General features: G+C 25.8%; 27 protein-coding genes. 17 read left to right on the top strand and 10 right to left on the bottom strand.

The window, feature by feature from the left end; all coding sequences use genetic code 11:
- Positions 1–45 precede the first annotated feature (45 nt).
- The 4 genes from polA (at position 46) to AELL_RS07755 (ending at position 4,037) form a co-directional block, all read left to right on the top strand.
- Entirely contained in the window at positions 46–2,733 is a 2,688-nt protein-coding gene (polA, locus tag AELL_RS07770) for a DNA polymerase I (protein WP_118917400.1), read from the top strand.
- 93 nt (positions 2,734–2,826) lie between these two features.
- Positions 2,827–3,531 (top strand): response regulator transcription factor, encoded by a 705-nt coding sequence (locus AELL_RS07765; protein WP_118917399.1) that lies wholly within the window; start codon positions 2,827–2,829, stop codon positions 3,529–3,531.
- A 39-nt stretch (positions 3,532–3,570) separates the two neighbouring features.
- A complete protein-coding gene (locus AELL_RS07760) occupies positions 3,571–3,765 on the top strand; it encodes a hypothetical protein (protein ID WP_118917398.1) in 195 nt (64 codons plus the stop codon).
- Positions 3,765–4,037, top strand: a complete 273-nt coding sequence (locus AELL_RS07755) for a DUF2116 family Zn-ribbon domain-containing protein (RefSeq protein ID WP_118917397.1) — start codon at positions 3,765–3,767, stop codon at positions 4,035–4,037. The genes AELL_RS07760 and AELL_RS07755 overlap by 1 nt, the downstream gene beginning before the upstream one ends.
- A gap of 2 nt (positions 4,038–4,039) precedes the next feature.
- Here AELL_RS07755 and lgt read toward each other — a convergent pair whose 3' ends face one another.
- From lgt to AELL_RS07740, 3 genes are all read right to left on the bottom strand, one after another.
- Positions 4,040–4,855, bottom strand: coding sequence for a prolipoprotein diacylglyceryl transferase (gene lgt / locus AELL_RS07750; RefSeq protein WP_118917396.1), 816 nt, complete (start codon positions 4,853–4,855; stop codon positions 4,040–4,042).
- Between the two features lie 3 nt (positions 4,856–4,858).
- A complete protein-coding gene (locus tag AELL_RS07745) occupies positions 4,859–6,157 on the bottom strand; it encodes a (Fe-S)-binding protein (RefSeq protein WP_118917395.1) in 1,299 nt (432 codons plus the stop codon).
- 102 nt (positions 6,158–6,259) lie between these two features.
- Positions 6,260–7,246, bottom strand: coding sequence for a hypothetical protein (locus AELL_RS07740; RefSeq protein WP_118917394.1), 987 nt, complete (start codon positions 7,244–7,246; stop codon positions 6,260–6,262).
- A gap of 134 nt (positions 7,247–7,380) precedes the next feature.
- On the opposite strand from AELL_RS07740, the gene rraA reads away from it, so the two are divergent.
- Genes rraA through ovoA form a run of 4 tightly spaced genes read left to right on the top strand, consistent with a single transcriptional unit; the run spans position 7,381 to position 12,739 of the window.
- The gene (gene rraA, locus AELL_RS07735) at positions 7,381–7,860 is read left to right on the top strand and encodes a ribonuclease E activity regulator RraA (protein ID WP_118917393.1); all 480 of its coding nucleotides are present in this window, start codon (positions 7,381–7,383) and stop codon (positions 7,858–7,860) included.
- A gap of 2 nt (positions 7,861–7,862) precedes the next feature.
- Positions 7,863–8,429, top strand: a complete 567-nt coding sequence (locus tag AELL_RS07730) for a gamma-glutamylcyclotransferase (RefSeq protein ID WP_118917392.1) — start codon at positions 7,863–7,865, stop codon at positions 8,427–8,429.
- Positions 8,430–10,652 (top strand): tetratricopeptide repeat protein, encoded by a 2,223-nt coding sequence (locus AELL_RS07725; protein WP_118917391.1) that lies wholly within the window; start codon positions 8,430–8,432, stop codon positions 10,650–10,652.
- Positions 10,649–12,739 carry a 5-histidylcysteine sulfoxide synthase gene (ovoA, locus tag AELL_RS07720; protein ID WP_118917390.1) on the top strand — a complete coding sequence of 697 codons (2,091 nt, stop codon included), beginning with the start codon at positions 10,649–10,651 and terminating at the stop codon, positions 12,737–12,739. The genes AELL_RS07725 and ovoA overlap by 4 nt, the downstream gene beginning before the upstream one ends.
- A gap of 8 nt (positions 12,740–12,747) precedes the next feature.
- Here ovoA and AELL_RS07715 read toward each other — a convergent pair whose 3' ends face one another.
- On the bottom strand, positions 12,748–13,296 hold the full coding sequence (locus AELL_RS07715; RefSeq protein ID WP_118917389.1) for a hypothetical protein: 549 nt from the start codon (positions 13,294–13,296) through the stop codon (positions 12,748–12,750).
- 44 nt (positions 13,297–13,340) lie between these two features.
- On the opposite strand from AELL_RS07715, the gene AELL_RS07710 reads away from it, so the two are divergent.
- The gene (locus tag AELL_RS07710; protein WP_118917388.1) at positions 13,341–14,576 is read left to right on the top strand and encodes a ComEC/Rec2 family competence protein; all 1,236 of its coding nucleotides are present in this window, start codon (positions 13,341–13,343) and stop codon (positions 14,574–14,576) included.
- Here the strand turns inward: AELL_RS07710 and AELL_RS07705 are convergent.
- The 4 genes from AELL_RS07705 to tatB are packed head-to-tail and all read right to left on the bottom strand — an operon-like array spanning position 14,565 to position 17,451.
- The gene (locus AELL_RS07705) at positions 14,565–15,305 is read right to left on the bottom strand and encodes a 3'-5' exonuclease (RefSeq protein ID WP_118917387.1); all 741 of its coding nucleotides are present in this window, start codon (positions 15,303–15,305) and stop codon (positions 14,565–14,567) included. The two genes, AELL_RS07710 and AELL_RS07705, sit on opposite strands and share 12 nt — an antisense overlap.
- 9 nt (positions 15,306–15,314) lie before the next feature.
- A complete protein-coding gene (gene queA / locus AELL_RS07700; protein WP_118917386.1) occupies positions 15,315–16,337 on the bottom strand; it encodes a tRNA preQ1(34) S-adenosylmethionine ribosyltransferase-isomerase QueA in 1,023 nt (340 codons plus the stop codon).
- A 2-nt stretch (positions 16,338–16,339) separates the two neighbouring features.
- On the bottom strand, positions 16,340–17,074 hold the full coding sequence (gene tatC, locus AELL_RS07695; protein ID WP_118917385.1) for a twin-arginine translocase subunit TatC: 735 nt from the start codon (positions 17,072–17,074) through the stop codon (positions 16,340–16,342).
- A complete protein-coding gene (gene tatB, locus AELL_RS07690) occupies positions 17,074–17,451 on the bottom strand; it encodes a Sec-independent protein translocase protein TatB (protein ID WP_118917384.1) in 378 nt (125 codons plus the stop codon). Before tatB ends, tatC begins: the two co-directional genes overlap by 1 nt.
- A gap of 90 nt (positions 17,452–17,541) precedes the next feature.
- Between tatB and AELL_RS07685 the strand changes: the two genes are divergently transcribed.
- From AELL_RS07685 to AELL_RS07650, 8 genes are read left to right on the top strand one after another with little or no spacing between them, the layout of a single operon-like run.
- Positions 17,542–18,297, top strand: a complete 756-nt coding sequence (locus AELL_RS07685; protein WP_118917383.1) for a TerB family tellurite resistance protein — start codon at positions 17,542–17,544, stop codon at positions 18,295–18,297.
- Between the two features lie 3 nt (positions 18,298–18,300).
- Entirely contained in the window at positions 18,301–18,531 is a 231-nt protein-coding gene (locus AELL_RS07680; protein ID WP_118917382.1) for a (2Fe-2S)-binding protein, read from the top strand.
- A complete protein-coding gene (locus AELL_RS07675; RefSeq protein WP_118917381.1) occupies positions 18,531–18,761 on the top strand; it encodes a (2Fe-2S)-binding protein in 231 nt (76 codons plus the stop codon). Before AELL_RS07680 ends, AELL_RS07675 begins: the two co-directional genes overlap by 1 nt.
- Positions 18,762–18,763: 2 nt before the next feature.
- Complete coding sequence (locus AELL_RS07670; protein WP_118917380.1) at positions 18,764–18,976, top strand: hypothetical protein; 213 nt, start codon at positions 18,764–18,766, stop codon at positions 18,974–18,976.
- A gap of 21 nt (positions 18,977–18,997) precedes the next feature.
- Positions 18,998–19,759 carry an NAD+ synthase gene (locus AELL_RS07665; RefSeq protein ID WP_118917379.1) on the top strand — a complete coding sequence of 254 codons (762 nt, stop codon included), beginning with the start codon at positions 18,998–19,000 and terminating at the stop codon, positions 19,757–19,759.
- A gap of 3 nt (positions 19,760–19,762) precedes the next feature.
- Entirely contained in the window at positions 19,763–20,902 is a 1,140-nt protein-coding gene (locus tag AELL_RS07660; protein ID WP_118917378.1) for a DegT/DnrJ/EryC1/StrS family aminotransferase, read from the top strand.
- A gap of 6 nt (positions 20,903–20,908) precedes the next feature.
- Entirely contained in the window at positions 20,909–21,862 is a 954-nt protein-coding gene (locus AELL_RS07655; RefSeq protein WP_118917377.1) for a tetraacyldisaccharide 4'-kinase, read from the top strand.
- A 1-nt stretch (position 21,863) separates the two neighbouring features.
- On the top strand, positions 21,864–22,067 hold the full coding sequence (locus tag AELL_RS07650) for a PLDc N-terminal domain-containing protein (protein WP_118917376.1): 204 nt from the start codon (positions 21,864–21,866) through the stop codon (positions 22,065–22,067).
- A gap of 14 nt (positions 22,068–22,081) precedes the next feature.
- Here AELL_RS07650 and hemN read toward each other — a convergent pair whose 3' ends face one another.
- Complete coding sequence (hemN, locus tag AELL_RS07645) at positions 22,082–23,449, bottom strand: oxygen-independent coproporphyrinogen III oxidase (protein WP_118917375.1); 1,368 nt, start codon at positions 23,447–23,449, stop codon at positions 22,082–22,084.
- The gene (argF, locus tag AELL_RS07640) at positions 23,450–24,379 is read right to left on the bottom strand and encodes an ornithine carbamoyltransferase (protein ID WP_118917374.1); all 930 of its coding nucleotides are present in this window, start codon (positions 24,377–24,379) and stop codon (positions 23,450–23,452) included.
- Positions 24,380–24,394: the final 15 nt, after the last annotated feature.

Raw genomic sequence — 24,394 nt, 5'->3', positions numbered from 1 at the left:
TTATTATAATATAAAAAGACTAAACACAAGCAAAGAGAAGAATTTATGAAAAAAACAATCACCGTAATAGACACATTTGGATTTTTATTTAGAAGTTATTTTGCACTTCCTCCTTTAAAATCAAGAGAAGGTTTCCCAACTGGACTTCTAACAGGTTTTATTAATTTTATATCAAATATTGGAAAAGATTTTCAAACAGATTATATTGTTTTTGCACTTGATGCAAAAGGAAATACATTTAGAAATGAACTTTATGATGGATATAAAGCTCACAGACCGGATGTTCCAGAAGATTTACTAAAACAACTTCCAATTGCAATCTCTTGGATTGAACAAATGGGATTTAAAACAGCAATTAGAACAGGTTTTGAAGCAGATGATATTGTTGCATCAATTGCTTTTGATGCAAAACTAAAAGGTTTGGAAGTTCGAATTGTATCTCACGATAAAGATTTGTATCAATTAATAGATGATGATACAATTTATTTATTTGACCCAACAAAAAAAGTTATCATAAATGAAGAAAAATGTTTTGAAAAATATGGAGTTCATCCTTCACAATTTACTGATTATCAATCACTTTTAGGTGATAGTGCTGATAATATTCCAGGAGTTAAAGGAATTGGAGCAAAAACTGCTGAAGCACTTATAAAAGAGTTTGGAACTTTAGAAAATATTTATGAAAATATTGAAAATATAAGTAAAAAAAGAACAAAAGAGTTATTACTTGAAGGTAAAGAGATGGCATTTATCTCTAAAAAACTTGTAACTTTATCAAAAGATTGTCATATGATTGATAATCTTGAAGAGTTTATTTTACCCCTTGAAAATCCAATTTTAAAAATTAGTGATATTTTAGTTAAATATGATATGCACAAAATTTTAGAAAAAGTAAATAAAAATGGGATGGGATATAAAACAGAAATTCCCAAAGAGGTAGAAAAAAAAGAGGATAAAGTAGAGTACATTTTACTTGATAATGAACATAGTTTATCTTTAGTTATAAACACAATTCCAAGAGATTCTATTATCTCTTTTGACACAGAAACTACAGATATTGATGTAACAAAAGCTAAAATTGTAGGATTCTCTTTTACTTATGAAGAAAATAAAGCTTATTATGTTCCAATTGCACATTCATATTTAGGTGTTGGAAATCAAATATCAATGGAAGCAGCACGTCAAGCTATTATTCAATTAAATAGATATAAATTAGTTTTACAAAATTTTAAATATGATTATCAAATAATAAAACATAATTTTGATGTTGAATTAAAACTTTATGCAGATACGATGATTTTATCTTGGCTTTTAAACACAAATGAAAAAGTAGGGCTTGATTATCAAATTGATAAACATTTTAGACATAAAATGATTAGTTTCTCTGATGTTGTAAAAAAAGGTGAGAATTTTTCAAATGTAGAAATATCAAAAGCTTGTGAATATGCAGCAGAAGATGCTTTAATGACTCTAAAATTATTTAATAGACAATTAGAGATTTTTAAAGAAAAAAATGAAGAAGAGATTTTAAAACTTGCATTTGATGTAGAATTTGAGTTTATTTATGTTCTTGCTGAAATGGAAAATAATGGAATAAAAATTGATGTTGAACTTCTAAAAGAGTATAAAGAAAAAAGTAATAAATATATTAGTGAACTAACTTCAAAAATCCACGAAATAAGTGGAGTTGAGTTTAATATTAATTCAACAAAACAATTAGGTGTTGTTTTATTTGAAACTTTAGGTTTAACAGCATCTAAAAAAACAAAAACAGGTTACAGTACAGATGAAGCTGTTTTGAGTAGTATTGAAAATGAACATCCTGTAATTCCTTTACTTTTAAAATATAGAGAAGCTTATAAACTTCAATCAACTTATATAGAACCATTATTGGAACTTGGATTAAAAAATGAAGATAATAGAGTTCATACTTCATTTTTACATACAGGAACTGCAACAGGAAGATTAAGTTCAAAAAATCCAAATTTACAAAATATTCCAGTTGGAAGTGACTCAATATTACAAATAAGACAAGCCTTTATTCCAAAAGAGGGATATAAGTTAGTTGGAATTGATTATTCTCAAATAGAGTTAAGATTATTAGCTCATTTTAGTCAAGATGAGGCTTTAGTTGAAGCATTCAAAAATAATTTAGATATCCACTACCAAACTGCTGTAAAAATTTTTGGAGCAGAATTAGCTAAAGAGAAAAGAAATATTGCAAAATCAATAAATTTTGGATTATTATATGGAATGGGAAGCAAAAAACTTGGTGATACTTTAGGGATTCCATCTAAAGAGGCTAAAATTTATATCGATTCATATTTTGAAGCATTTAAAAGTGTAAAAGATTATTTAAAATCAATTGAAGATTTTGCTTACACAAATGGTTATGTAAAAACATTATTAAATAGAAAAAGATTATTTGACTTTGATTCTGCAAATGCTATGATGAAAGCTGCTTATTTAAGAGAAGCTGTAAACACCTTATTTCAGGGAAGTGCTGCAGATTTAATAAAATTATCAATGATAAAAATTTATAAAAAATATAAAAATAACGATAAGATGAGATTGCTTTTACAAATCCATGATGAACTTATTTTTGAGATAAAAGATGAATTTGTTGAAAGTTTTACTGAAGAAATACGTGAAATAATGGAGAGTATCTATACATTGAATGTTCCTTTAAAAGTGTCAGTTGCAATAGGAAATTCGTGGCAAGAACTAAAATGAAGATAAAAATTATCTAATTTATAATTTTATTTTGACAAATAAAGAAATTTTTGTTATTATTATATCTTAAACCAATTATTAAAGAGTTATATTATGTTAAAAACAGTAAGAAATATAAGAAAATTGTACAATGCAAAGTTACTTTTTATAAGTAGCGATTTGGCAGTTAAACAAACTATTGAAAGTGAGTTTGACGATTATTTTAAAGAGTTAAAAATTGCGACAACAATGTCTGAAGCTTTATCTTTAGCTTGTTCAAACAATTATGATATGTCAATTATTGATGCTGATATTGAAGGTGTTTCTTTTTCAGAATTATGTTCAGAGTTATCTCAACTAGCTCCAACATTACCGAAAATAGTTATTTCTAGTTCTGATGACAATGAAAATATTGTTACAGCAATTAATTCAGGTGCTTATACATTTTTATCAAAGCCTTTAAGAGCAAAAGATGTTAAGTTAGCTGTAATTATGTGTTTAAACCAAACTAAAAGAGGTGATAAAATTGAGTTTGAAAATGGTATCTATTTTGATGAATATAGAGACCAATTTTTTAAATCAGGTGGAGTTTTAATTGACTTTACTAGATTAGAAAAATCTTTCTTAAAATTATTAATTACAAAAAGAAATGAAATTACAGATTATGATACAATAAAAGATGTAGTATGGAAAGGTAAAGATATGTCAATCTATACTATGAGAAATATTGTTAATAAAATTAGACAAAAAACTTATTATGAAATTATTAAGAACCATTCAAATAAGGGTTATACGATTGATATTTTAAAAAATAATTAGACATTATGATTTGCAAAATCTAAATAAAAAAGTTATAATATGCAAGAACTGATCATACCAAAAGAAGAACTTATTGAAATGTTTGAGAATCAAAAGATTGAAGACACAGGTCGAGGTTGGCTTATGGATGGTAAAGTTATTGATATTATAGCTTTACATGATGTTGATCCAAAATTTCTTCAAGATGTTAGTAATGCAAAGTTCTACAAACTAATAATTAAAGGTAAGAAATAATGTCGCATTGCCCATTTTGCAAAAAAAAGATTGCTATGAGTAAGGCTTTTTGTTCAAGAAGCTGCAAAGAGAATTATTTTCAACTAATTGCTATCCAAGTTCCTAAACCTTTCCTAAAAAGAATTTTTGTATTTTGTACTCCTGAACAAAGAGATGCAGAAATAGAAAATTTTGCGAGTAGACATGGCTGGAGATTAGATTTATTAAAAAATAAAATTGTAGAACTAGCTATCGAATCTGGTTATAGTAAAGAAGTGAAAATAAATAGTTAAAATTAACTATTTATTATTTTTTTTCTGTTGATATAGATTGTAATACAAATCCCTAAAACTATTAAAGATTGTAAAATCCCCATTGTTAACCAATCACTATATAAAAATCCTAATTGAGTATCTGGTTGTCTGAAAAGTTCTGCAATAATTCTTGCTATTGAATATAAAGCACCATACATTAATGCTAATTGTCCATCAAATGTTTTTCTTTTTCTAAAATATACTAAAATTAAGAATACAAAAAGACCTTCAAGTATTGCTTCATAAATTTGAGAAGGGTGTCTTAGAACTCCACCAACATAAATTCCCCAAGGAACATCAGTAACTCGTCCTATTAACTCTTGATTGAAAAAGTTTCCAATTCTTCCAAATATATAAGCTGCACTAATTCCAAGAACAGCAATATCTGTTATAAACCAAAAAGATATTTTATTTTTTCTACAAAAAAAGTAAGAAGCTATAATAAATCCGAAAAAAGCTCCATGATAACTCATCCCTGAAATTCCTGCATAAACACCATTTATATATGGATTAAATATTTGCCATGGATGAGTTAAATAGTACATTGTATGTGTGTCATAGAATAATACATATCCAATTCTTGCACCTAAAATTACTCCTATTTCTGCCCACCAAATATATGAATCAAATAAGTCATTTGAAATAGGTAATTTATCATGTTTGATAAACCATTTTGCAATAAAAATTGCACTTATTAGTGCTAAAGCATACATAAGTCCATACCAATGAACAGCAACTGGTCCTAAATTAAAAGCTACTGGATTAAAATTTGAATAAATATTTTGCCAAAATTCCATATTTTAATCTTCCAATGCTTCTGCTATTAATTCAATAGGATTTTTAAATTCTACATCTACATTTGCTTGATATAAAGAGTTAGTAATTTGCATTCTACATGCACTACATTCAGCACTTACAATTTGTGCTTTAGTATCTCTAATCATAGCTGCCTTTGGAGCACCTGCTGCTTTTGCAAAATCATATTTTTCAGTTTGCATAGTAACTCCACCAAATCCACAACATCTATTTGAATCACTCATTTCTTTTAAAACATAATTTTGTTTTAAAAGATTTCTTGGCTCTTGCCAAACATTTTGCATTTTTTTAGCATGACACGGGTCATGATAAGTTACAAGTTGGTCGAATTTTTTACCAGAATTTGCTAATAAATCTTTTAAATCTGTATTATTTTCAAGCCATTTTGTTGCTAAAAAGATTTTTGAAGATAGTTTAGCAGCTCTTTCTTTCCATTCGGGTTGGTTGTGTAAATAGTGTTCCCAATCTTTATTTATCATTGCACTACAAGTTGCTTCTGGAATAATAACAGCATCAACTTCATCAATCCAAGTTTCAAAATATTTAATATTTTCTTTTACTAAATAATCAACTGTATCAAAAGCCCCTGTAAAATATGCAGGTGCTCCACAACAAAGTTGTTTTTTTGGAATCATAATATCTAAATCTAATTTTTTTAGAATTTTTACCAAAGAATCACCTGTATTTGTATATGTATAGTTACTCATACAACCAATAAAAATTGCAACTTTATTTTTTTTACCAATTTCTTCTTTTTTATTTGTTGAAGGAATATTTGCTGGATATTTATTTAAAAAACTTGTACTATCAGCAAATGGTAATGCCCTATCTTTTTTAACTATTGGAAGAGAAAACCTAGGAAGAGCTGATTGTTTTTTATGGTCAAGTTTTAAAGCACATGTTTGGAACATCCAACCCATTTTTGATAGAAAATCCATAGTTTTTCTATGTCTTAAAAGATAAAAGAAAAGTTTTTTGTACCAAGCAAGTCCATATTTTTGAGCAATATCTGATCTCACTTGTTCAATAATCATATCTGTTGGTAAATCATTCGGACAAACTTCAACGCAGTTTGTACATAAAAAACATGATTCAAATATATCTTTTGCTGTTTTATCTAATTCTAATTCATCTCTTTTATATGCACCTAATAAATCAATAAATCCTCTTGGACTTGTTGCTTCATCTTGATTTATATTGAAAATTGTACAAACAGGTTTACATTTACCACATTTAACACAATCATCAGAAATCTTTGTATAGTCAAATTTTTCAATAGCCACTTAGCGAACCTTTATAATTTTAAAATTTATAATATTTATAATAAAAATTTAATATACAAAAATATAGGTTAAAAGTTGTTAAATAGGGATTTTATCCCTATTTTATGGAAGTTGAGACTTGGCTTTGATTTTTTCTTGTAAATTAATAGTTGTTCTATTGATTCCATAATTAATTAAATCAAGATATTCTATATTTAAAGTAAGAGTTTTTGCTTGATTATAAAGTTTATTTGCAATTTCAAGTTTTCCATAAGCTTCATAAATTAAAGCTAGATTATAAATTACTTCAAAACTTTTGCCATTTAATTCTTTATCTAAAATTTCAAGATGAGTTTTTGCAATATCTAAATTTGTATCTTCAATCAAGTTTACAATATTTTCAAATCTATTCTTTTGTTCTTTTGTATAAAGGGGATTCTCATCATCTAACTCTTCAATAATATTGATATTAAAATAGACATAATGTGGAGAAATATCGTCAATTATATCACTTGCAATTTCATCAGCAATTTGAGAATTTATTCTATAATTATTGTTAGATGATAGACTCATATGAGGAATATAAGGTCTATCATAACAGATATTATCATAACTTGATTTATCGTAAGTTTTTGAAAAAATTATACTATTATTTATTGGTTTTATAATTTGTAAGTTTGTAGTAACATTATAAGTTCTATTCTCACAAGGAATATATCTAATTGCATATTCAATACAGTGTTTTGTTATGTTTTTTTCATCATATCTATAAAATCTACATCTTGAATAATCTATCTCATTTTTATAATATGTATGTACATTAACAGAAGAGTTTAAAACTTCTCCTGTAATTATTGCATCTGTTCCAAAAATATCATTTTTTAGAGTAAATACTCTTTTATTATCAACAATTTTATTTGCTATTTTGTTTTCTAAACTTATTGTTTGATTTACATCATCATTTCTAAATCTTTCTACAACTATTGTATTGATTTTTTCTTTTTCAATTTTTGAAGGGTGTAGAGTTCTTACTGTTAGTTTTTTTGAACTACAACCACTTATAAAATATGATAAAAATAGTATTAAAAAAATCTGGAATAAATTTTTCATAAAAATCCTTTTGATGATGGAAAATTATAACTTATTTGTATAATTAATGTGTAATTACTACTAAATAAGAATAATTTAATTCTAAAATGAGATAATAATATTATTTAATAAATTTTATAATTAAGGATAGTTTTATGGGATTTTTTACAGCAGATTTATGCGATGAGTTTAGTGAAAAAGTACAAATTTTAGGACCAGATTTTAAATCATATGGTGGGAATAAAAAGTTTAGAGGCGAAGTTATTACTGTAAAACTAGAAAAAAACAATAAAGATTTAGCAACATTTTTAAAAAACAATGATGGAACAGGAAAAGTTGTAGTAGTTGACGTAAATATGAGATATTTTGCTGTAGTTGGTGATAATTTAATGAGATTTGCAGCTGATAATAAATATGAAGGAATTATTGTAAATGGTTATGTAAGAGATACAATCAATACTAAAGATTTTGAAATTGGTCTTATTGCAAAAGGGACTTGTCCAAGAAAATATATTCCTGTTCAAGATGGACAAATTGGTGTTCCTTTAGTTATTGATGATGTAGAAATTTATCCAGGTGATTATATTTATGTAGATGTTGATGGTATTGTAATTAGTAAAGAAAAATTGGTTTAATCATGTATTTATTTGGTTTTGGCTCTTTAATAAATCTTTCTAGTGCTCAAAAATCTTTTAAAAGAGTTTTATCTCAAAAAGATTTACTTCCTGTAAAAATTAAAGGTTATGAAAGAGTATGGAATGCAATTGAATCTATACAATTTGAAGAGGAAAACGAATCTATAAATGGAGTTTTTTTAAATATTAAAAAAAATGAAAACTCTACTTTATATGGAGTTATGATTGAAATCTCTGATGACGAGTTAGAAATTTTAAAACTTAGAGAAAAAAATTATAGTTGTATAACTATAAAAAAAGAAGATGTTTTAAGTTTTGAAGCAAAAGATGATTTGATAGCTTTTATGACAACAAGAGAAGACAAATTAGGAAAAATTGGTGATAAAAATTGTTTTATTCCCTTTAAATATACACAAATAGTAAAAGAAGCTTTAAATAATTATGATGAAGATTTTAAAAAAGATTTTGAAAAAATATTTGAAAATTATCCTTTTGTTTTAAAAAATGGAAATTATACATTTACTGACCCAATACAAAATAAAGCTGCACGTGAAGGAACAAAAAGTTAAATGAACCAAAATAGTTGTTTTATTCATATCTCAAAACTTTGCAATTCAAAGAGAAAAACAAAAGAAGATAGTTGTGTTTCAAAAAAAAATAATAGTTTATATATAACTTATTGTGAAAATGATAGTTTAGATAAATTTGAAGCAGATATAAATTTACTTGCTGGAAATTCCTCATTTTTATATTTTTTGAAAAAAAGATTTGTTTCAATTTTTATTTCAGTTATCTCTGTTTTGGTAATTTTGATAGCTTTATTATCTGTATCTATTTATGAAGATTTTTTAAAAAAAGTTATTTTTGAAATGCCTTTTGACTGGCAATTAAATGATTATATAGCTTTTATTTTTGTTTTTGTTTTCTTTTTAGGTTTATTAATGATGCCATCAATTTTAGATGGAGAAGGGAATGAATTTAAAAATTTGATTTCATCTTGGTTTAATAAAGATGTTAGAAAACTTCGAAAATTAGAACTTGCTCTTTCAAATTTTGATAAAAAGATGGAAATTCATCTTTATAATTTTGATTTAGAAGATAGTGAACATTGGATTTGGAAAATATTTGTAAGTAGAGTAGTTCATAGATTTTCTAATATAAATTTTTATATAAGAAATGATAAATTACAAACCATATCAAAACGAATAAATAAGTTTGAGATATTAAATCTTGAAATTATAAAAGCAGAAAAAACACCTAAAAAATGTGATGTTGAGATTTTATTAAGTGCAAAAGAACAAAAACTTTACTCTTTAATGCAATTATGTTCAACAGTGATTGCAAAACAAAGGGATAAAAAAACTTTTATTTCATTGGAACTTTTTGAGTATTGTGGAAAAAATTTTATAAAAGAGGAAAATGATTCAAAAAATCAACTAATTTTTGGTTTTCAAAATTTTATAAATAGAAGTTTTGATGATTTTAAATTTTTAGTTCAAGAAAAATCTTTACAAGTTTTTTTTACACAAAATGTAATTTTTAAAGATTTAAGTGAAGAAGAAAAACGTCTTGCATATTATTTAAGAAATCATATTGAAGAGTGTGTGGAGAGATTTGAAAATCCTATTTCTCTTTTGATTTTATATTATTATGTCAAAGATATTGTTTTAGATAAAAGAAGAAATATAAAAATTTTGGAAAAATTTATTAGTTCTGTGAAAAACAAACAACAATATGAATTGATTAATTTTTATTGGTTTGAAATAGCTGGATTTATGTTTGATTTTAATGATGTAAATACTTTTGAAAGTTCAAATAACTCTTATTATAGAAAAATCTCAATTGAAGCTTTAAATGATTTGGCATTTTTATTTGAAAGAAATGGGCATTTTGAACAAGCAATACTTTTAAATCAATATTTATATGAAATAAATCCAAATAAATATGCTTTAAATATCTGTTCTTTATATGAAAGAATGGGGAAATTTGAACAAGCTTATAATAGTTTACCAAAAGAGTTAAATTTAGGAAAAAATACAAAACCAACAGATATAGAAATAAGATATTATCAAAGAAAAGCTGCTTGGGTTATTATTTCGCAAAGAAATGAAGATTTAAAAGAAGAAGGAATAGAGTCTTTAAATAAATTAGAAACTTTGCTATTTTCTCACAATGAAGATAATGTTCCTTTATGGTTATGGCATTTTTACAATATAAAAGCAAATTTAAAAGAGTGGGAAGAAAATTATGATGAAGCAATAGTTTTTTATAAAAAATGTTTATCAATCCCAACTTTAGGTGCTTTTGAGTATGGAGCAACTTTTGTAAATATGGCAATTTCATATAGATGTAAATATATAGAAGAGTCTATAAAAGATGAAAAAACAATTGATAAGTCGATAAAACTTGGACGTCTTGGAATGATTTTAAAAGAATCAGTTGGAGATAGGGATGAAATGCCAGTTGTTTTACATAATTTTGCTTTAAATATTTTATATAAAATTTCAAACTCTTTTGATATTAATTTATGTAATGAAGTATTAACAGCAACAAATGATGCTTTAGAAATTTTAGAGAGAACTAAATCTATAAAAAGATTAGGAATGGTTTTAATTGAAAATTATATTTCAAAATCTCTTTTAAAAATTGATACAAAAGATATAGTTTTAAAACTTGAAAATCATTTACCAAATTTGGGACAAAGTGAGTTGAAACAACTATTAAATATATACAAAGAGTTTGAAAAAAACAATAAAATGAAAAAATTGGAGTTTTTAGAAGGAAGAATATGAATTATATAAAAAGTAGCGTAAATTTAACTACGGGCACGATAAAAGAAAAAAGAGAAGAGATTAAAAAACAGTTTTTACAGACTTACGAATTAGATGAAAAACTCTTTGATTTATTAAAAGACAAAGAGTTTTTATATCAACAACCAAATAGACTTAGACATCCATTAATTTTTTATTATGGACATACTGCAACATTTTTTATAAATAAATTAGTTTTAGCAAATATTTTAAAAAATAGAGTAAATAAGGATTTTGAATCGATATTTGCAATTGGTGTTGATGAAATGAGTTGGGATGATTTAAACTCTAATAATTACAAATGGCCAACTTTTGAAGAGATAAAAGAGTATAGAAAAAAAGTAAAAGAGATAGTTTTAGATTTGATTGAAAATATAGAGTTTTCAATTCCTATAAACTGGGATTGTGCTATGTGGATTATTTTGATGGGAATAGAACACGAAAATATTCATATAGAAACAAGTTCAGTTTTACTTCGAGAACTTGATATTAAATATTTAATAGAAGATGAAATTTTTGAGTATTCAAATGAATTTTCAAAAGAGTATCCAAAAAATGAACTTCTTGATGTAAAAGGAGCAGATGTAATTTTACAAAAAGATAGAAATAATCCAGTTTTTTATGGTTGGGACAATGAATTTTCATATCACAAAACTTTTATAAAAGATTTTCAAGCTTCAAAATATCTTGTTTCAAATGGAGAGTTTTTAGAGTTTGTAAAAGAGGATGGTTATAATAAACCTGAATTTTTCTCAAGTGAAGGAAAAGAGTGGTTAGGTTACACAAATGCAAAACATCCAACATTTTGGATAAAAAAAGATGAGGAGTATTTTTTAAGGGAAATTAATAGAGTAGTTCCACTTCCACTTAATTATCCAGTTGATGTGAATCTTTATGAAGCTGAAGCTTTTTGTAAATATAAAAGTCAAAAGTTAGGTTTTGAAGTGAGACTTCCAAGTGAAGATGAATATTATAGACTTTATGATTTTGTAAATGCCCAAGAAAAAGAGGCAAATATTGGATTGAAGTTTTTCAATCAAACTCCAGTAGATAAATATAAATTTGATGATTTTTATGATGTTGTTGGAAATGTTTGGCAATGGAGTTTAACACCAATTTATCCTTTTGATGATTTTGTAACTCATCCAATTTATGATGATTTTACAACTCCAACTTTTGATGATAGACATGCACTTATAAAAGGTGGGTCGTTTATTAGTTTAGGAAATGAGACTTTAAGAAGCGCAAGATATGCCTTTAGAAAACATTTTTTCCAACACGCAGGATTTAGATATGTAAAATCTTCAAATGAATATAGAACAAAACTAAATGATAATGTTTATGAAACAGATGAATTAATCTCTTTATATTGTGATTTTCATTATGGAAGTGAAAATTTTGGAGTTAAAAACTTTTGTTTAAATTCAGTAGAACTTTTAAAACCATATTTAAAAGATATAAAAACTTCAAAAGCCCTTGATTTAGGTTGTTCTGTTGGAAGAGCATCTTTTGAGTTAGCTAAAATTTATGATGAAGTTTTAGGAATAGATTTTTCTGCAAACTTTATAAATGTTGGAGTTAAACTAAAACTTTATGATTCTTTGATTTATAAAGTAAAAAAAGAGGGTGAAATTTTTGATGAAAAATCAGTTTCTTTAAAAGATTTTGATTTAGAAAAAATAAAAGATAAAGTAACTTTTATGCAAGGTGATGCTTGTAATTTAAAAGATATTTATACAGGTTATGATTTAGTATTTTGTTCAAATTTAATAGATAGATTATATTATCCTCAAAAATTTTTAGAAGATGTTCCTTCTAGAGTAAATAAAGATGGTTTACTTGTAATTTTAAGTCCATATACTTGGCTTGAAGAGTACACTCCAAAAAGCAATTGGCTTGGTGGATTTATAAAAGATAATAAAGAAGTTACTACTTTGGATTCTTTAAAAGAGAATCTTTTAGGTCAATTTGAATTACTTGATATCATTGATGTTCCATTTGTAATTAAAGAGACAAATAGAAAATATCAACATACTATTTCTCAAATGAGTATTTGGAAAAAGAGATAGAATTTTTTCTATCTCTTTTGTTTTAATTGTTCCATTAATTTTATTTGGTCACTTATATTTATGCTTAAAAGTTGACTCTCTTTTAATGAAGTTCCATTTTTGTTAAAAACATCTTTTAAACCATTGATTTTTTCTTCAAAATCTTTTTGTATAGGCAAAAGTTCATTATTGTTTTCATTTGTATCTCTTACTGATCTTCCAGTTGCTTTTTCTTGAGCTTTAATTAAAGTCTCTTTTATATCTCTTAATATTTCATCAATATCTTCTGGCAATACATTACCTCCTGAAGATCTTTTCTTTTTTAAACTTTCTAATTCTTGTAAAAGTTTTTGAATATTTTTCAACTCTTCTTCTGTAAAACCAGTTTTTAATAAAGATAAAATATCTTTTACTAGGTTTTCTCTTTCTTGAATTTCATTTTTTAACTCTTCTTTTTCCTCTGTTTTATTATTTTCTATCATTGATTCAAAAGTATTGTCTAAAACCTTATCATCCTCTTTAGATAATAAGTTGTTTGGAGTGCTATTTAAGATTGATGTTGTGTTTGTAACTTGCATAAAAAAGCCTTTTAATATTTATTATTTTAAGTATAATAATCTTTATGATTATTTATAAAGAAAAAAGTAAACAAATTGTAACAATATTATTCTTATTTTTTATTTTCTTACTGAATCTTTCTATTGAATATAGTAAATATTTAGATTTGATTGAGGAAGAGATTTTTGAAACACAAGTAGAAGTTTTAAATATTTATCAAAAAGATGATTTTGATATTTTAAAATTAAAAGCTTCAAATTTTGATTTTTTTACAAGTTTTCCAAAAGATGAAAAGATAGATAAATTTCAGATTTTAAATATTGTTTTTATTTCTAAAGATATAAGTTTTTTAGAATATTTAAAAGGTTTTTATACAAAAACTGTATATTTTGATTTTTTAGAAAAAGAGGAAAAATTCAAAGATAAAATCATAAAAAAGATAAATTCAAATCATCAAGATAAAATGATAAGTGAACTTTTTCAAGCTCTTTTTTTAGCACTTCCAATTTCTAAAGAGTTAAGAGATATTTGTACAAATTATGGAATTGCTCATGTTATAGCTTTGAGTGGTTTTCATATAGTTGTACTCTCTTTTTGTATTTATTGGATTGTTTATTTTCCATATAGTTTTTTTCATCAGAAATTTTTCCCATATCGAAATAAAAGATTTGATATATTAATTTTTACTTTGATTTTTTTACTCTATTATTTGATTTTAACTGACATTGTTCCTTCGCTTTTGAGGGCTTTTGTAATGTTTTGTTTAGGTATTTATCTTCTTCGTTCTAATATAAAAATTTTTTCATATATGACACTTTTTTATACTTTTTTGATTGTAATTGCATTTTTTCCTAAATACATTTTCTCTTTAGGGTTTTGGTTTTCTATTATTGCTGTTTTTTACATATATTTATTTATGCAATATTTTAAAAATTTGAATAAATATTTTCAACTATTTTTTTTTAATCTTTGGATGTTTTTGATTTTTAATCCAATTGTCCATCTTTTTTTTCCTCAAACAACAATTGAACAATTTTTATCTATAATAATCACAATAGCTTTTACACTTTTTTATCCTTTTGAGATAGTTGCTCATACTTTTGATTTTGCAATATATTTTGATGAGTATATAAAAAATTTTTTAGAGTATAAATTTTTTGTCTATGAGGTAAAAACACCTTTATATTTTTTTATTGTTTATTTGATTTTTTCATTTTTATCAATATTTTATAAAAAGGCGTTTTATATTTTAAATTTGTTGATGATTTTATTTAATCTATTTTTATATTTAAGATTTTAAAACTTTATCTAAAGTATATTTTAAATCTTCATCAAGTTCCATACTTGTTCTCATCCAGTTTAAATAACTTGGGTCTTCTTTTGCCACAGTTTCAACATCTTTACCTTTGTATTTTCCAAACTTAAATGTTTTGATAAATACAGGAGTTTTTGTCAAATCTACAAGTTTTTCAATTGGATTATAATCAGGATAAATCTCTCTACATTTTGATACAAGTTTTGTCAAAAATAGTTTCATAACTAAAACATCACCAATTGCATCGTGAGCTTTTATAGTTATATTATGTTTTGCTGCTTCTATTTCTTCAACTTTATAAAGTTCAAGGGCATATCTTATATATTGAAGTCTGTGATATGGAAGTTCAGGGAATAGATGTTTTGCGCATCTTAAAGTATCAATGATTTGATATTGATTTACAAATCCCTCTTTTTTTATCATTCCCATATCAAAAGAGATATTATGAGCGATTAAATAGTTTTCATTTGAATTTAACTCTTCTAATCTTTTATAAAAATTTGTCTCATTTGCTTTTGGTTTTCCTTCTATTAAATCAGGAGTAATATTATGAACTTCCATAGCTTCAAGTTTTATTTCAATATCACTTGAACAAAATTCATCAAAAGCTTCAACTTTACCTTTTTGATCAACAATCATTGCACCAAATTGAATAACTCTATCCTCTTCTTGGTTTCCTGTTGTTTCTGTATCAAATAGTACATAATATGGCATTTTTGTCCTTTAAATTATTAACATACCATCACCATAAGAGTAAAATCTATATTTTTCTTTTATAGCTTCTTGGTAAATTTCAAGTGTTTTTTCTAATCCTACAAAAGATGCAATAAGCATAATTAGTGTAGATTTTGGTAAATGAAAGTTTGTTAGTAAATAATCAACTTTTATTGGTTGATTTGATGGATTTAAAAACAAATCACATTCACCTTGTATTTTATTTGTTCTTGCATAGTATTCAACTGTTCTAGTTACTGTTGTACCAACTGCTAAAACTTTTTTTGCATTATCTAAAGCTTTTTTAGCTTCTATTCCTATTTCAAAATATTCACTATGCATTGGATGATTTAAAATCTCATCCACATCAACAGGTTTGAAAGTTCCAGCTCCAACATGTAATGTTAGATAATTTACATCATATTTATTATTTATTTTTTCTAATAATTCAGGTGTAAAATGAAGTGAAGCTGTAGGAGCTGCAACTGCTCCATAATTTTTAGCAAATAAAGTTTGGTAATCTTTCTCATCCTCTTTTTCATCTTCTCTATTCATATAAGGAGGAAGTGGAAGATGACCAATTTTATTTAAAATATCAACAAGTTCTAAAAAATCTAAGTTTTTTTCTTTTTTGAAAAATTTAACAACTCTTGTTCCATCTTCATTTAATTCAATTACTTCTGCAATCAAATCTTCATCAAAAAATAGTTTTGTTCCTATTTTTACTTTACCTCTTATCATTACAAGATATCTATCCATAAAAAGAGGTTTATTTAATAAAAGTTCAACTTTTCCACCAGATTCTTTTTCTCCAAAAATCCTAGCTTTTATAACTTTTGTGTCATTTAAAAAGATTGATAAATCAGGAGGTAAAACTTCCATAAGGTTTTTAAATATTGTGTGGGTGATTTTCTTTTCTTTTCTATTGTAAACCAAAAGTCTAGCACTATCTGCTGGACTTACTGGTTTTGTTGCGATTAACTCTTTTGGTAAATCGTAATCATAACTCGAAGTTTTTAATGGGTCTAGCAATTTTATTCTTCCTCTTCCTCTTCTTCTTTTGGAGCAGGATTAAATACTTTTGCTATATAAATAGAAACTCCATAAAGTAAAGTCAATGGAGCTGCCATTAATAATTGGCTAATAACATCAGGTGGAGTTAATAAAGCTGCAATAATAAATATAAATACAATTGCATATTTAAAGAAATCTTTTAGCATTTTATCATCAACGATTCCAATTTTTGCTAAAAAGAAAGTAATAACAGGTAACTCGAAAGAGATTCCAAAACCAATCAATAATTTAGTAAAGAAACCAACATAAGCACCAATACTTGGAAGAACTGTAACAACAGCAGAACCAAAAGCAATTAAAAAATTAAATCCAACAGGAACTACAACATAATAAGCAAAAGAAGCTCCCATTAAAAACATTAAAGTTGCAAAAAATACAAATGGAACTACAAGTTTTTTTTCATGGTCATAAAGTCCTGGAGCTAGAAATAACCATAATTGCCAAAATATAACAGGAAGTGAAACTATAAAACCTGCAAAAAATGCTACTTTCAAAGCTGTAAAGAATGTCTCTTGAATTTCAACTGCAACCATTTGTGAGTTTGCAGGAAGTGCTGCTTCAACAGGTACCATCATCCAAGTTAAAATTGGTTCATAAAAAGAGAAACAAACAAAAAACATTGCAATAACAGTTAAACTTGAGATTACTAATCTTTTTCTTAAGTCAGCAATATGGGGTTTTAAATCTTCAAACATTAAGCATTTTCCTCTTTTTTCTCTAATTTTTCTTTTTTGAATGAAACTTTTTCTATTTTTTCATTTGTTTCATTTTTTGATGAATCATTAGTTAAATCATCCTTTAAAATATCATTTAAACCTAAATCAATTTTTGATTCTATTGATAAAGAAGCTTTAGTCTCTTCTATTTGTGATTTAAACTTATTTGCTTCGGCTTTCATTTCTGAAACATTTAATTCATTATCTAAAGTTGATTTTGCGTCTTCAAGACCTGTTTTAAATTTTCTGATAAATTTTGCAATTTGAACCATTGCATCAGGTAATTTGTCAGGTCCTAATGCGATAATTGCGATTATTGCAATTATTAAAATTTCCATAAAGCCCATTCCAAACATTTGTAACTCCATTGTCTATTTAAAGGGAGAGATTTTACCTAAAATTTGATAAAATGAACCAAAAATTTAAACGTGAAGTTAAGGAAAAATATGGAATTAATAGTTTTAGCAGTTGTTATTGTTATTTTATTTTTTATTGGAAAAAATTATAAAACAGAAGAGTTCAAAAATATAAATTTAAAAAGAAAAGAGATTTTCCAAGGAGATTTATTACACCACGAAGCAGGACTTTTAGTAGCTTTAATGGCAAAAGTTGCAAAAGCTGATGGAAAAGTAAGTGAACTTGAAGCAGAACTTTTAAAACATACATTTAATGATATCTCAAGTCATTTTGAAAACTTTGAAGAGATAAGAAATAAATTAAAAAGTTTATATGAAACAGAAAAACAAAGTTTTGATAATTTAGTTATTTTAAGTGAAAAATTATATGGTTTAACAAGAAATGATTACAATAAACGTCTAAAAATTATGGAATATCTTATAAATTTAGCATTTATTGATAAAGAGTTTTCAAATACTGAAAAAATGATAACTGAAGATATTTCAACAGCATTAAAAATAAAAAAAGAGGATTTTGATAGATTAGTTTCAACTTTTGAAGCTTTTTATGCTCAACAAGCTTCAAATAAAGCTACAAGTTTAGAAAAAGCTTATGAAATTTTAGAATCAACACCAAATGATGATGCAGCAACTTTAAAGAAAAATTATAGAAATTTAGTAAAAAAACATCATCCTGATATTATTTCAGGGCAGGGTGCAGCACAAAATATTATTGATGAAGCAACAAAAAAACTTCAAGAGATAAATGAAGCATATGAGATAATCAAAAAAGATAGAGGTTTATAAAAATTGTTAAATTTTCCAAAAACTTATGAAGTGTGTAATTGTAAAAAAGTTACAATTGCACAAATTGAAGATGTAATAATTAATCAAAATGCTAAAACTCTTAGAGACATTCAAGACCTTACAACTGCTGGAACGGATTGTAGAAATTGTATATTTGAAGAAACTGATTTTGGAAAAGTTAAAAAAAAGATATATTGTAAAGATATCTTAAATAGTGTAAAAGAAGGATTTTAATGGCTAGAAGTTTTCCACACTCTTTTGTGGTTTGTACTTGTAAACATGTAACTTTAGGTGAGATTATTTACTCAATCAAAGAAAAAGGTGCAACAACTCTTGATGATTTAGGAAATTTAACAGATGCTGGAACTTGTTGTAAATCTTGCCAAAATTCACAAAGTGATATTGGTGTTGAAAAAATGGAACTATATTTAGAAGAGATTTTAAATAAATTTAATAAAGAATAATTATGAAACAAATATTAATAGAAGAGATAAAAGAGTTAATCAAGATAAATCCAAATGATAGTATAGAAATAAATCCTAAATACTTAGAATACTTTGATGAAGAAGAACTTTTGAATATCAAAAAAGAGTTAGAGTTAAGAAAAGAAAACATATCTAAAATAAGTAATAATTATTTAGATGAAATTTATGAAAAAACAAAAAAAGATGAGATATAATTACTTAATAAAGGATTAAGAATGATAATTTGGGAAAAAATTAAGCAAGATTTAATCTTCTTTTTAAAAGATGAAGTTGCTAAAACAGGTCTAAATAAAGTTACTGTTGGATTATCTGGTGGTTTAGATTCAGCTGTTGTTGCTATTTTATGTAAAGAGGCTTTTGGTGATAATTTGAATTGTGTTCTTATGCCATCACAATTTTCATCAAAAAGCTCAACAGAACATGCAATTGAAGTTTGTGAGAAATTTAACATCAAATATGAAATTATCTCAATAGAACCAATGGTTAGTGCTTTTATAAAAAATATGGATGAAGACAAATTAAGAATTGGGAATTTTTCGGCAAGAATGAGAATGTCAGTTTTATATGATGTATCTTCAAGAGAAAAGTCACTTGTTGTTGGAACTTCAAATAGAAGTGAAATATTATTAGGTTATGGAACAATTTTTGGAGATATTGCCTGTGCAATTAATCCAATTGGAGAAATCTATAAAAGTGATGAGTTTGAATTTGCAAAATATTTAGGTGTCCCTGAATCTATTTTAGGAAAAGCTCCAAGTGCTGATTTATGGGAAGGTCAAAGTGATGAAGAAGAACTTGGGCATACTTATAAAGAGATGGATGATTTATTAAAAGCAATGATTGATGAAAATAAATCAAAAGATGAGTTATTAAAACTTGGTTTTGAAGAAACATTTATTGATAAAATAAGTTATAGAGTAAAAGCAAATGCTTTTAAGGGAAAATTACCAACAATAGCAAAAATAAGGTGGAATTAATAAATGGGAAAAAATATTGCAATATATAAAGCAACAATTGATAATGATGAATTTAATCAAATCAAATCAGTTTTAGATTCAAAAAATGATTTATCAAAAGTTTTAGAGTTTGAAGATGGAATAAGAAAGTATATTGGTGCAAAATATGCTATTGCAACTGCTACATCAACAGCTGCAATTCATCTAGCTTTAAGTGCTATAAAACTTAAAAGAGGTGACAAAATTTTAATGTCAGTAAACTCTTTTATAAATTTACCTGAAGTTGTAAGACATTTTGATGCAGAACCTATTTTTATTGATATCAATATGGAAGATATGAATATTGATATTGATAAGTTTGAAGAGGCTCTTGCAGCTAATGATTCTAAAAAACTAAGAGGTGCAATTATTACTTTTATTGGTGGTCAAGCTCCTGATTTAGATAGAATTTATGATATAGCTCACAAATATGGAATCATTTTAATCGAAGATTGTAGAGCCTCTTTAGGAACAACTTATAAAGGTAAAAAGGTTGGAAATTTAAGAGCTGATATGACAATTTTTTCAACAAATCCTTCTCCTTCAAAATATGCAATTAGTAGATCGGGAGTTATTGTTACAAATAATGAAGAGATTGCAAATCGTGCAAAACTTTTAAGAACACATGCACTTACAACAGCTTATGATAGTTATGGAAACTTAGATTATGTTTATGATGTTGTTGATATTGGTCATAAATATGATTTATCTGAATTAGATGCTGCTTATTCATTGGCACAATTAAATAAAACAGATAAATTTATCAAAAGAAGAAAAGAGATTGCAAAACTTTATGAAAAAAGATTATCAAATGTAAAACATATTACGATTTTACCACATAAAGATGAGCATATTTTTACACAATTTATTATAAAAATTTCAAGAAATAGAGATGCTTTTGCAAGAGCTTTAAAAGAAAGAGGAGTTGCAACTGGACTTAATTACATCCCTTTACATCTTTTATCTTATTATAAAACAAAATATTCTATTAAAATTACAGCATTTCCTAATGCTTTAAATAATTATCAACAAATCTTATCACTTCCTATTTATGCTGGACTTAGTGATGAAGATGTAAATTATGTATGTGACCAAGTAATCGAAGTTGCATCACAATGGGTTTAATTTAGTTTGAAACAAAAATTTTATTTATGGATTGAAGAGTATCTCTTCTTTCCAAATAACTTTCAAAAAATAATCTCTTTTTTATTATTACCTTTAACTTTTATTTATATGCTAATTATTCTTACAAAAAGAGCAATGGCAAAACAAATTGAGTTTGGAATACCAATAATTTCAGTAGGAAATATTATTGTTGGTGGAAGTGGAAAAACTCCAGTTACAATAAATCTTGCATCAAAATATGAAGATGTTTGTATTATTTTAAGAGGTTATGGAAGAGCTTCAAAAGGTTTACAAGTAGTAAGTTTAAGAGGTAAAATATTAGTTGATGTAAAAACAAGTGGCGATGAAGCTATGCTTTTAGCAAACTCTTTACCAAAAGCAACTGTAATAGTAAGTGAAAATAGAGTAACAGCTATTTTAAAAGCAAAAGAATTAGCTTGTAAAATTATATTTTTAGATGATGGTTTTTCAAAATATCATATTTCAAAATTTAATATTTTACTTCGACCAAAAGATGAACCTACAAATATCTTTTGTTTACCAAGTGGTGGATATAGAGAACCAAAAGGTTTTTATGCTCAAGCTGATATTGAACTACTTGAAGGAAAAGATTTTAAAAGAGTAATAAGTATAAAAAAAGATGGAAAAATATCTGAACTTCCAACTAAAACTATATTGATTACAGCTATTTCAAAACCAAAAAGATTACTTGAATATCTGCCAAAAGATATAAAAATGATAAGTTTTCCAGACCATTACTCTTTTTTAAAAGAGGATATTGATAAAATCCAAAATGAGTATAAAGAGTATGTTATTTTGACAACAGGAAAAGATTTAGTAAAATTAAAAGAGTTTAATATAAAAAATCTTTATTTAATGGATTTGGAAATAGAGATTTCAAAAGATGTAGATTTTTCTTTGATGAATGAATATATAGAGAGTTTTAACAAAGGAGTTTAAAATGATGGGTATTATAATTTCATCTTTTATGATGATATTCGTATTTTTTACTTTTATTTTGTATGTCTATATCTTAATCGATATTTTAAAACATGAATTTACAGGTTATAATAAAATTATTTGGATTTTAGTATTAATATTTTTTCCAATTTTAGGAGCAATTTTATATCTGATTTTTGGAAGAGGGCAAAGAATAAAAAAGTAGTTTTAACTACTTTTTTATATAGTTTTAGAGAATCTTCTTTTTTCTTCAGGAATTTTATTTAAGTATGCATCAAATGGCATACAAATATTTCTAATAAGCATAGTTCCAGTTTGTGAAACTTCTATTTTATCTTCAAAAACTTTGATTAAATCAGCATCTTCAAACTCTTTTAAAGCTTTTAATGCATCATCAAAATACTCTTTGAAATTGATATTAAATTCTTCTTCAACTCTTTTAATATTTAAAGAGAAATTACTCATAAGTTCCATAATTACATATTGTCTTAATTGGTCATCATCACTTAATCTATAACCTTTAAATACTGGTAAATCTCCATTATCAATTGCATTTTCCCAAGGCTCTAACTCTTTGAAATTTTGTGCATAATAATCAACACCATTACCAATAGATGTTAAACCAATTCCTATTAAATCAGCCCCACCTTTTGTTGTATAGCCTTGGAAATTTCTATGTAATTCACCTTTTTCAATTGCTTTAAATAACTCATCTTCAGGTTTTGCAAAGTGATCCATTCCAACCATTTTATAACCATTTGATGTAAAGAAATCAATAGTATCTTTTAACATCTCTAGTTTTTCTTGTGGTTTAGGAAAAGTTGTTTCATCAAATTTTCTCATAGTTTTCATAAGCCAAGGAACATGCGCATAATTAAATACTGCAAATCTATCAGTATTAAGTGTAATCATTTTTTCTAAAGTTTTTTTGAAACTCTCTCTTGTCTGATATGGTAAACCATAAATTAAATCTGTATTTACTGAATGAATTCCAGCATCTCTAGCTATTTTAATTACATTTTGAGTTAATTCAAAAGGTTGAATTCTATGAATAGTTTTTTGAACCTCTTCATCTAAATCTTGAACTCCAAAACTAAGACGATTACAACCACCAGCTTTTAAAACATTCATATGTTCAACAGTAAAATATCGTGGGTCTACTTCACAAGAAACTTCTGCATCGCTAGCGAAGTTTGGAAAAATCTCTTTTACAGCAGTTATAACTTCTTCTAATTGAGAAGGAGAAAAGTATGTAGGTGTTCCTCCTCCAAAGTGCATTTGCGTTACAACTCTTTTTGTATTTAGATGATTTTTTAAAATATTTAACTCTTTTTTTAAATACTCAATATATCTAGTTTTTTTATCTTCTTTTGAAGTAAAGATTGTATTACAACCACAAAAATAACAAGCACTTCTACAAAAAGGCATATGAATATAAAGTGATAATGGTCTATTTTCACTTTGGTTTTTATAATACTCTTTTAAATCATCTTGTGTGAAAGTTTCACTAAACTCAGGAGCTGTTGGATATGAAGTATATCTAGGTCCTGGTTTTGAATATTTTACAAACTTAGCGAAATCTATCATCTATTTTTCGTCTCTTTTTCTATCAAGCCAAACCATTACACCTTTTTGTGCATGTAATCTATTTTCTGCTTCTTCAAAAATAAGACTTTGAGAACTTTCCATTACTTCATCACTAACTTCATAACCTCTATATGCAGGTAAACAATGTAAGAAAATCGCTTTTTCTTGTGCTAATTTCATCATATTTGAATCAACCATATAACCAGCAAAATCTTTTACTCTTTTCTCTTTTTGCTCTTCTTGACCCATAGAAACCCAAGTATCAGTTGTAACAACTGTTGAGCCTTTAATAGCCTCTTTAGGGTCATTTGTGATAGTGATTTTTGCACCACTTTCTTTTGCCATTTCAAGAGCTTTTTCTAAAATAGTTGAATCTACTTCATAACCTTTTGGAGTTGCAATTCTTAATTCAAAACCAAGTTTTGCAGCCATATTTAGCCATGAATGAGCCATATTATTTCCATCACCAACATAAGCAACAACTAAATCTTTATCTAGTCCTGCTTCTTGAATAGTCATATAATCAGCCATAAGTTGTACTGGATGGTATTCATTTGTTAAACCATTTATTACAGGAACTTTTGAATATTTTGCAAACTCTTCAATTTTACTTTGTTCAAAAGTTCTAATCATCACCATATCAACCATTCTAGAAATTACTCTAGATGTATCACTCATAGGCTCACCTCGACCTAGTTGAATATCATTTGATGAAAGAAATAACCCAATACCTCCTAACTGATAAATACCTGTTTCAAAAGATACTCTAGTTCTTGTTGAACTTTTTTCAAAAATCATACCTAAAGTTTTTTTAGGCATATAATCTTTAAATTCTCTTCGTTTAGTTTCATCTTTGATTTGTTTAGCTAAAGTTAATATTTCTAAGATTTCCTCTTTAGAATAATCAGCTAATGTTAAGAAATGTCTCATTTTATTTCCTCTGTA

It is taken from the genome of Arcobacter ellisii (genome assembly GCF_003544915.1).
Classification (GTDB): Bacteria; Campylobacterota; Campylobacteria; order Campylobacterales; family Arcobacteraceae; genus Aliarcobacter; species Aliarcobacter ellisii.
The sequence above is the reverse complement of the archived record's forward strand: the minus strand, read 5'-3'. Positions and strand labels throughout refer to the sequence as shown.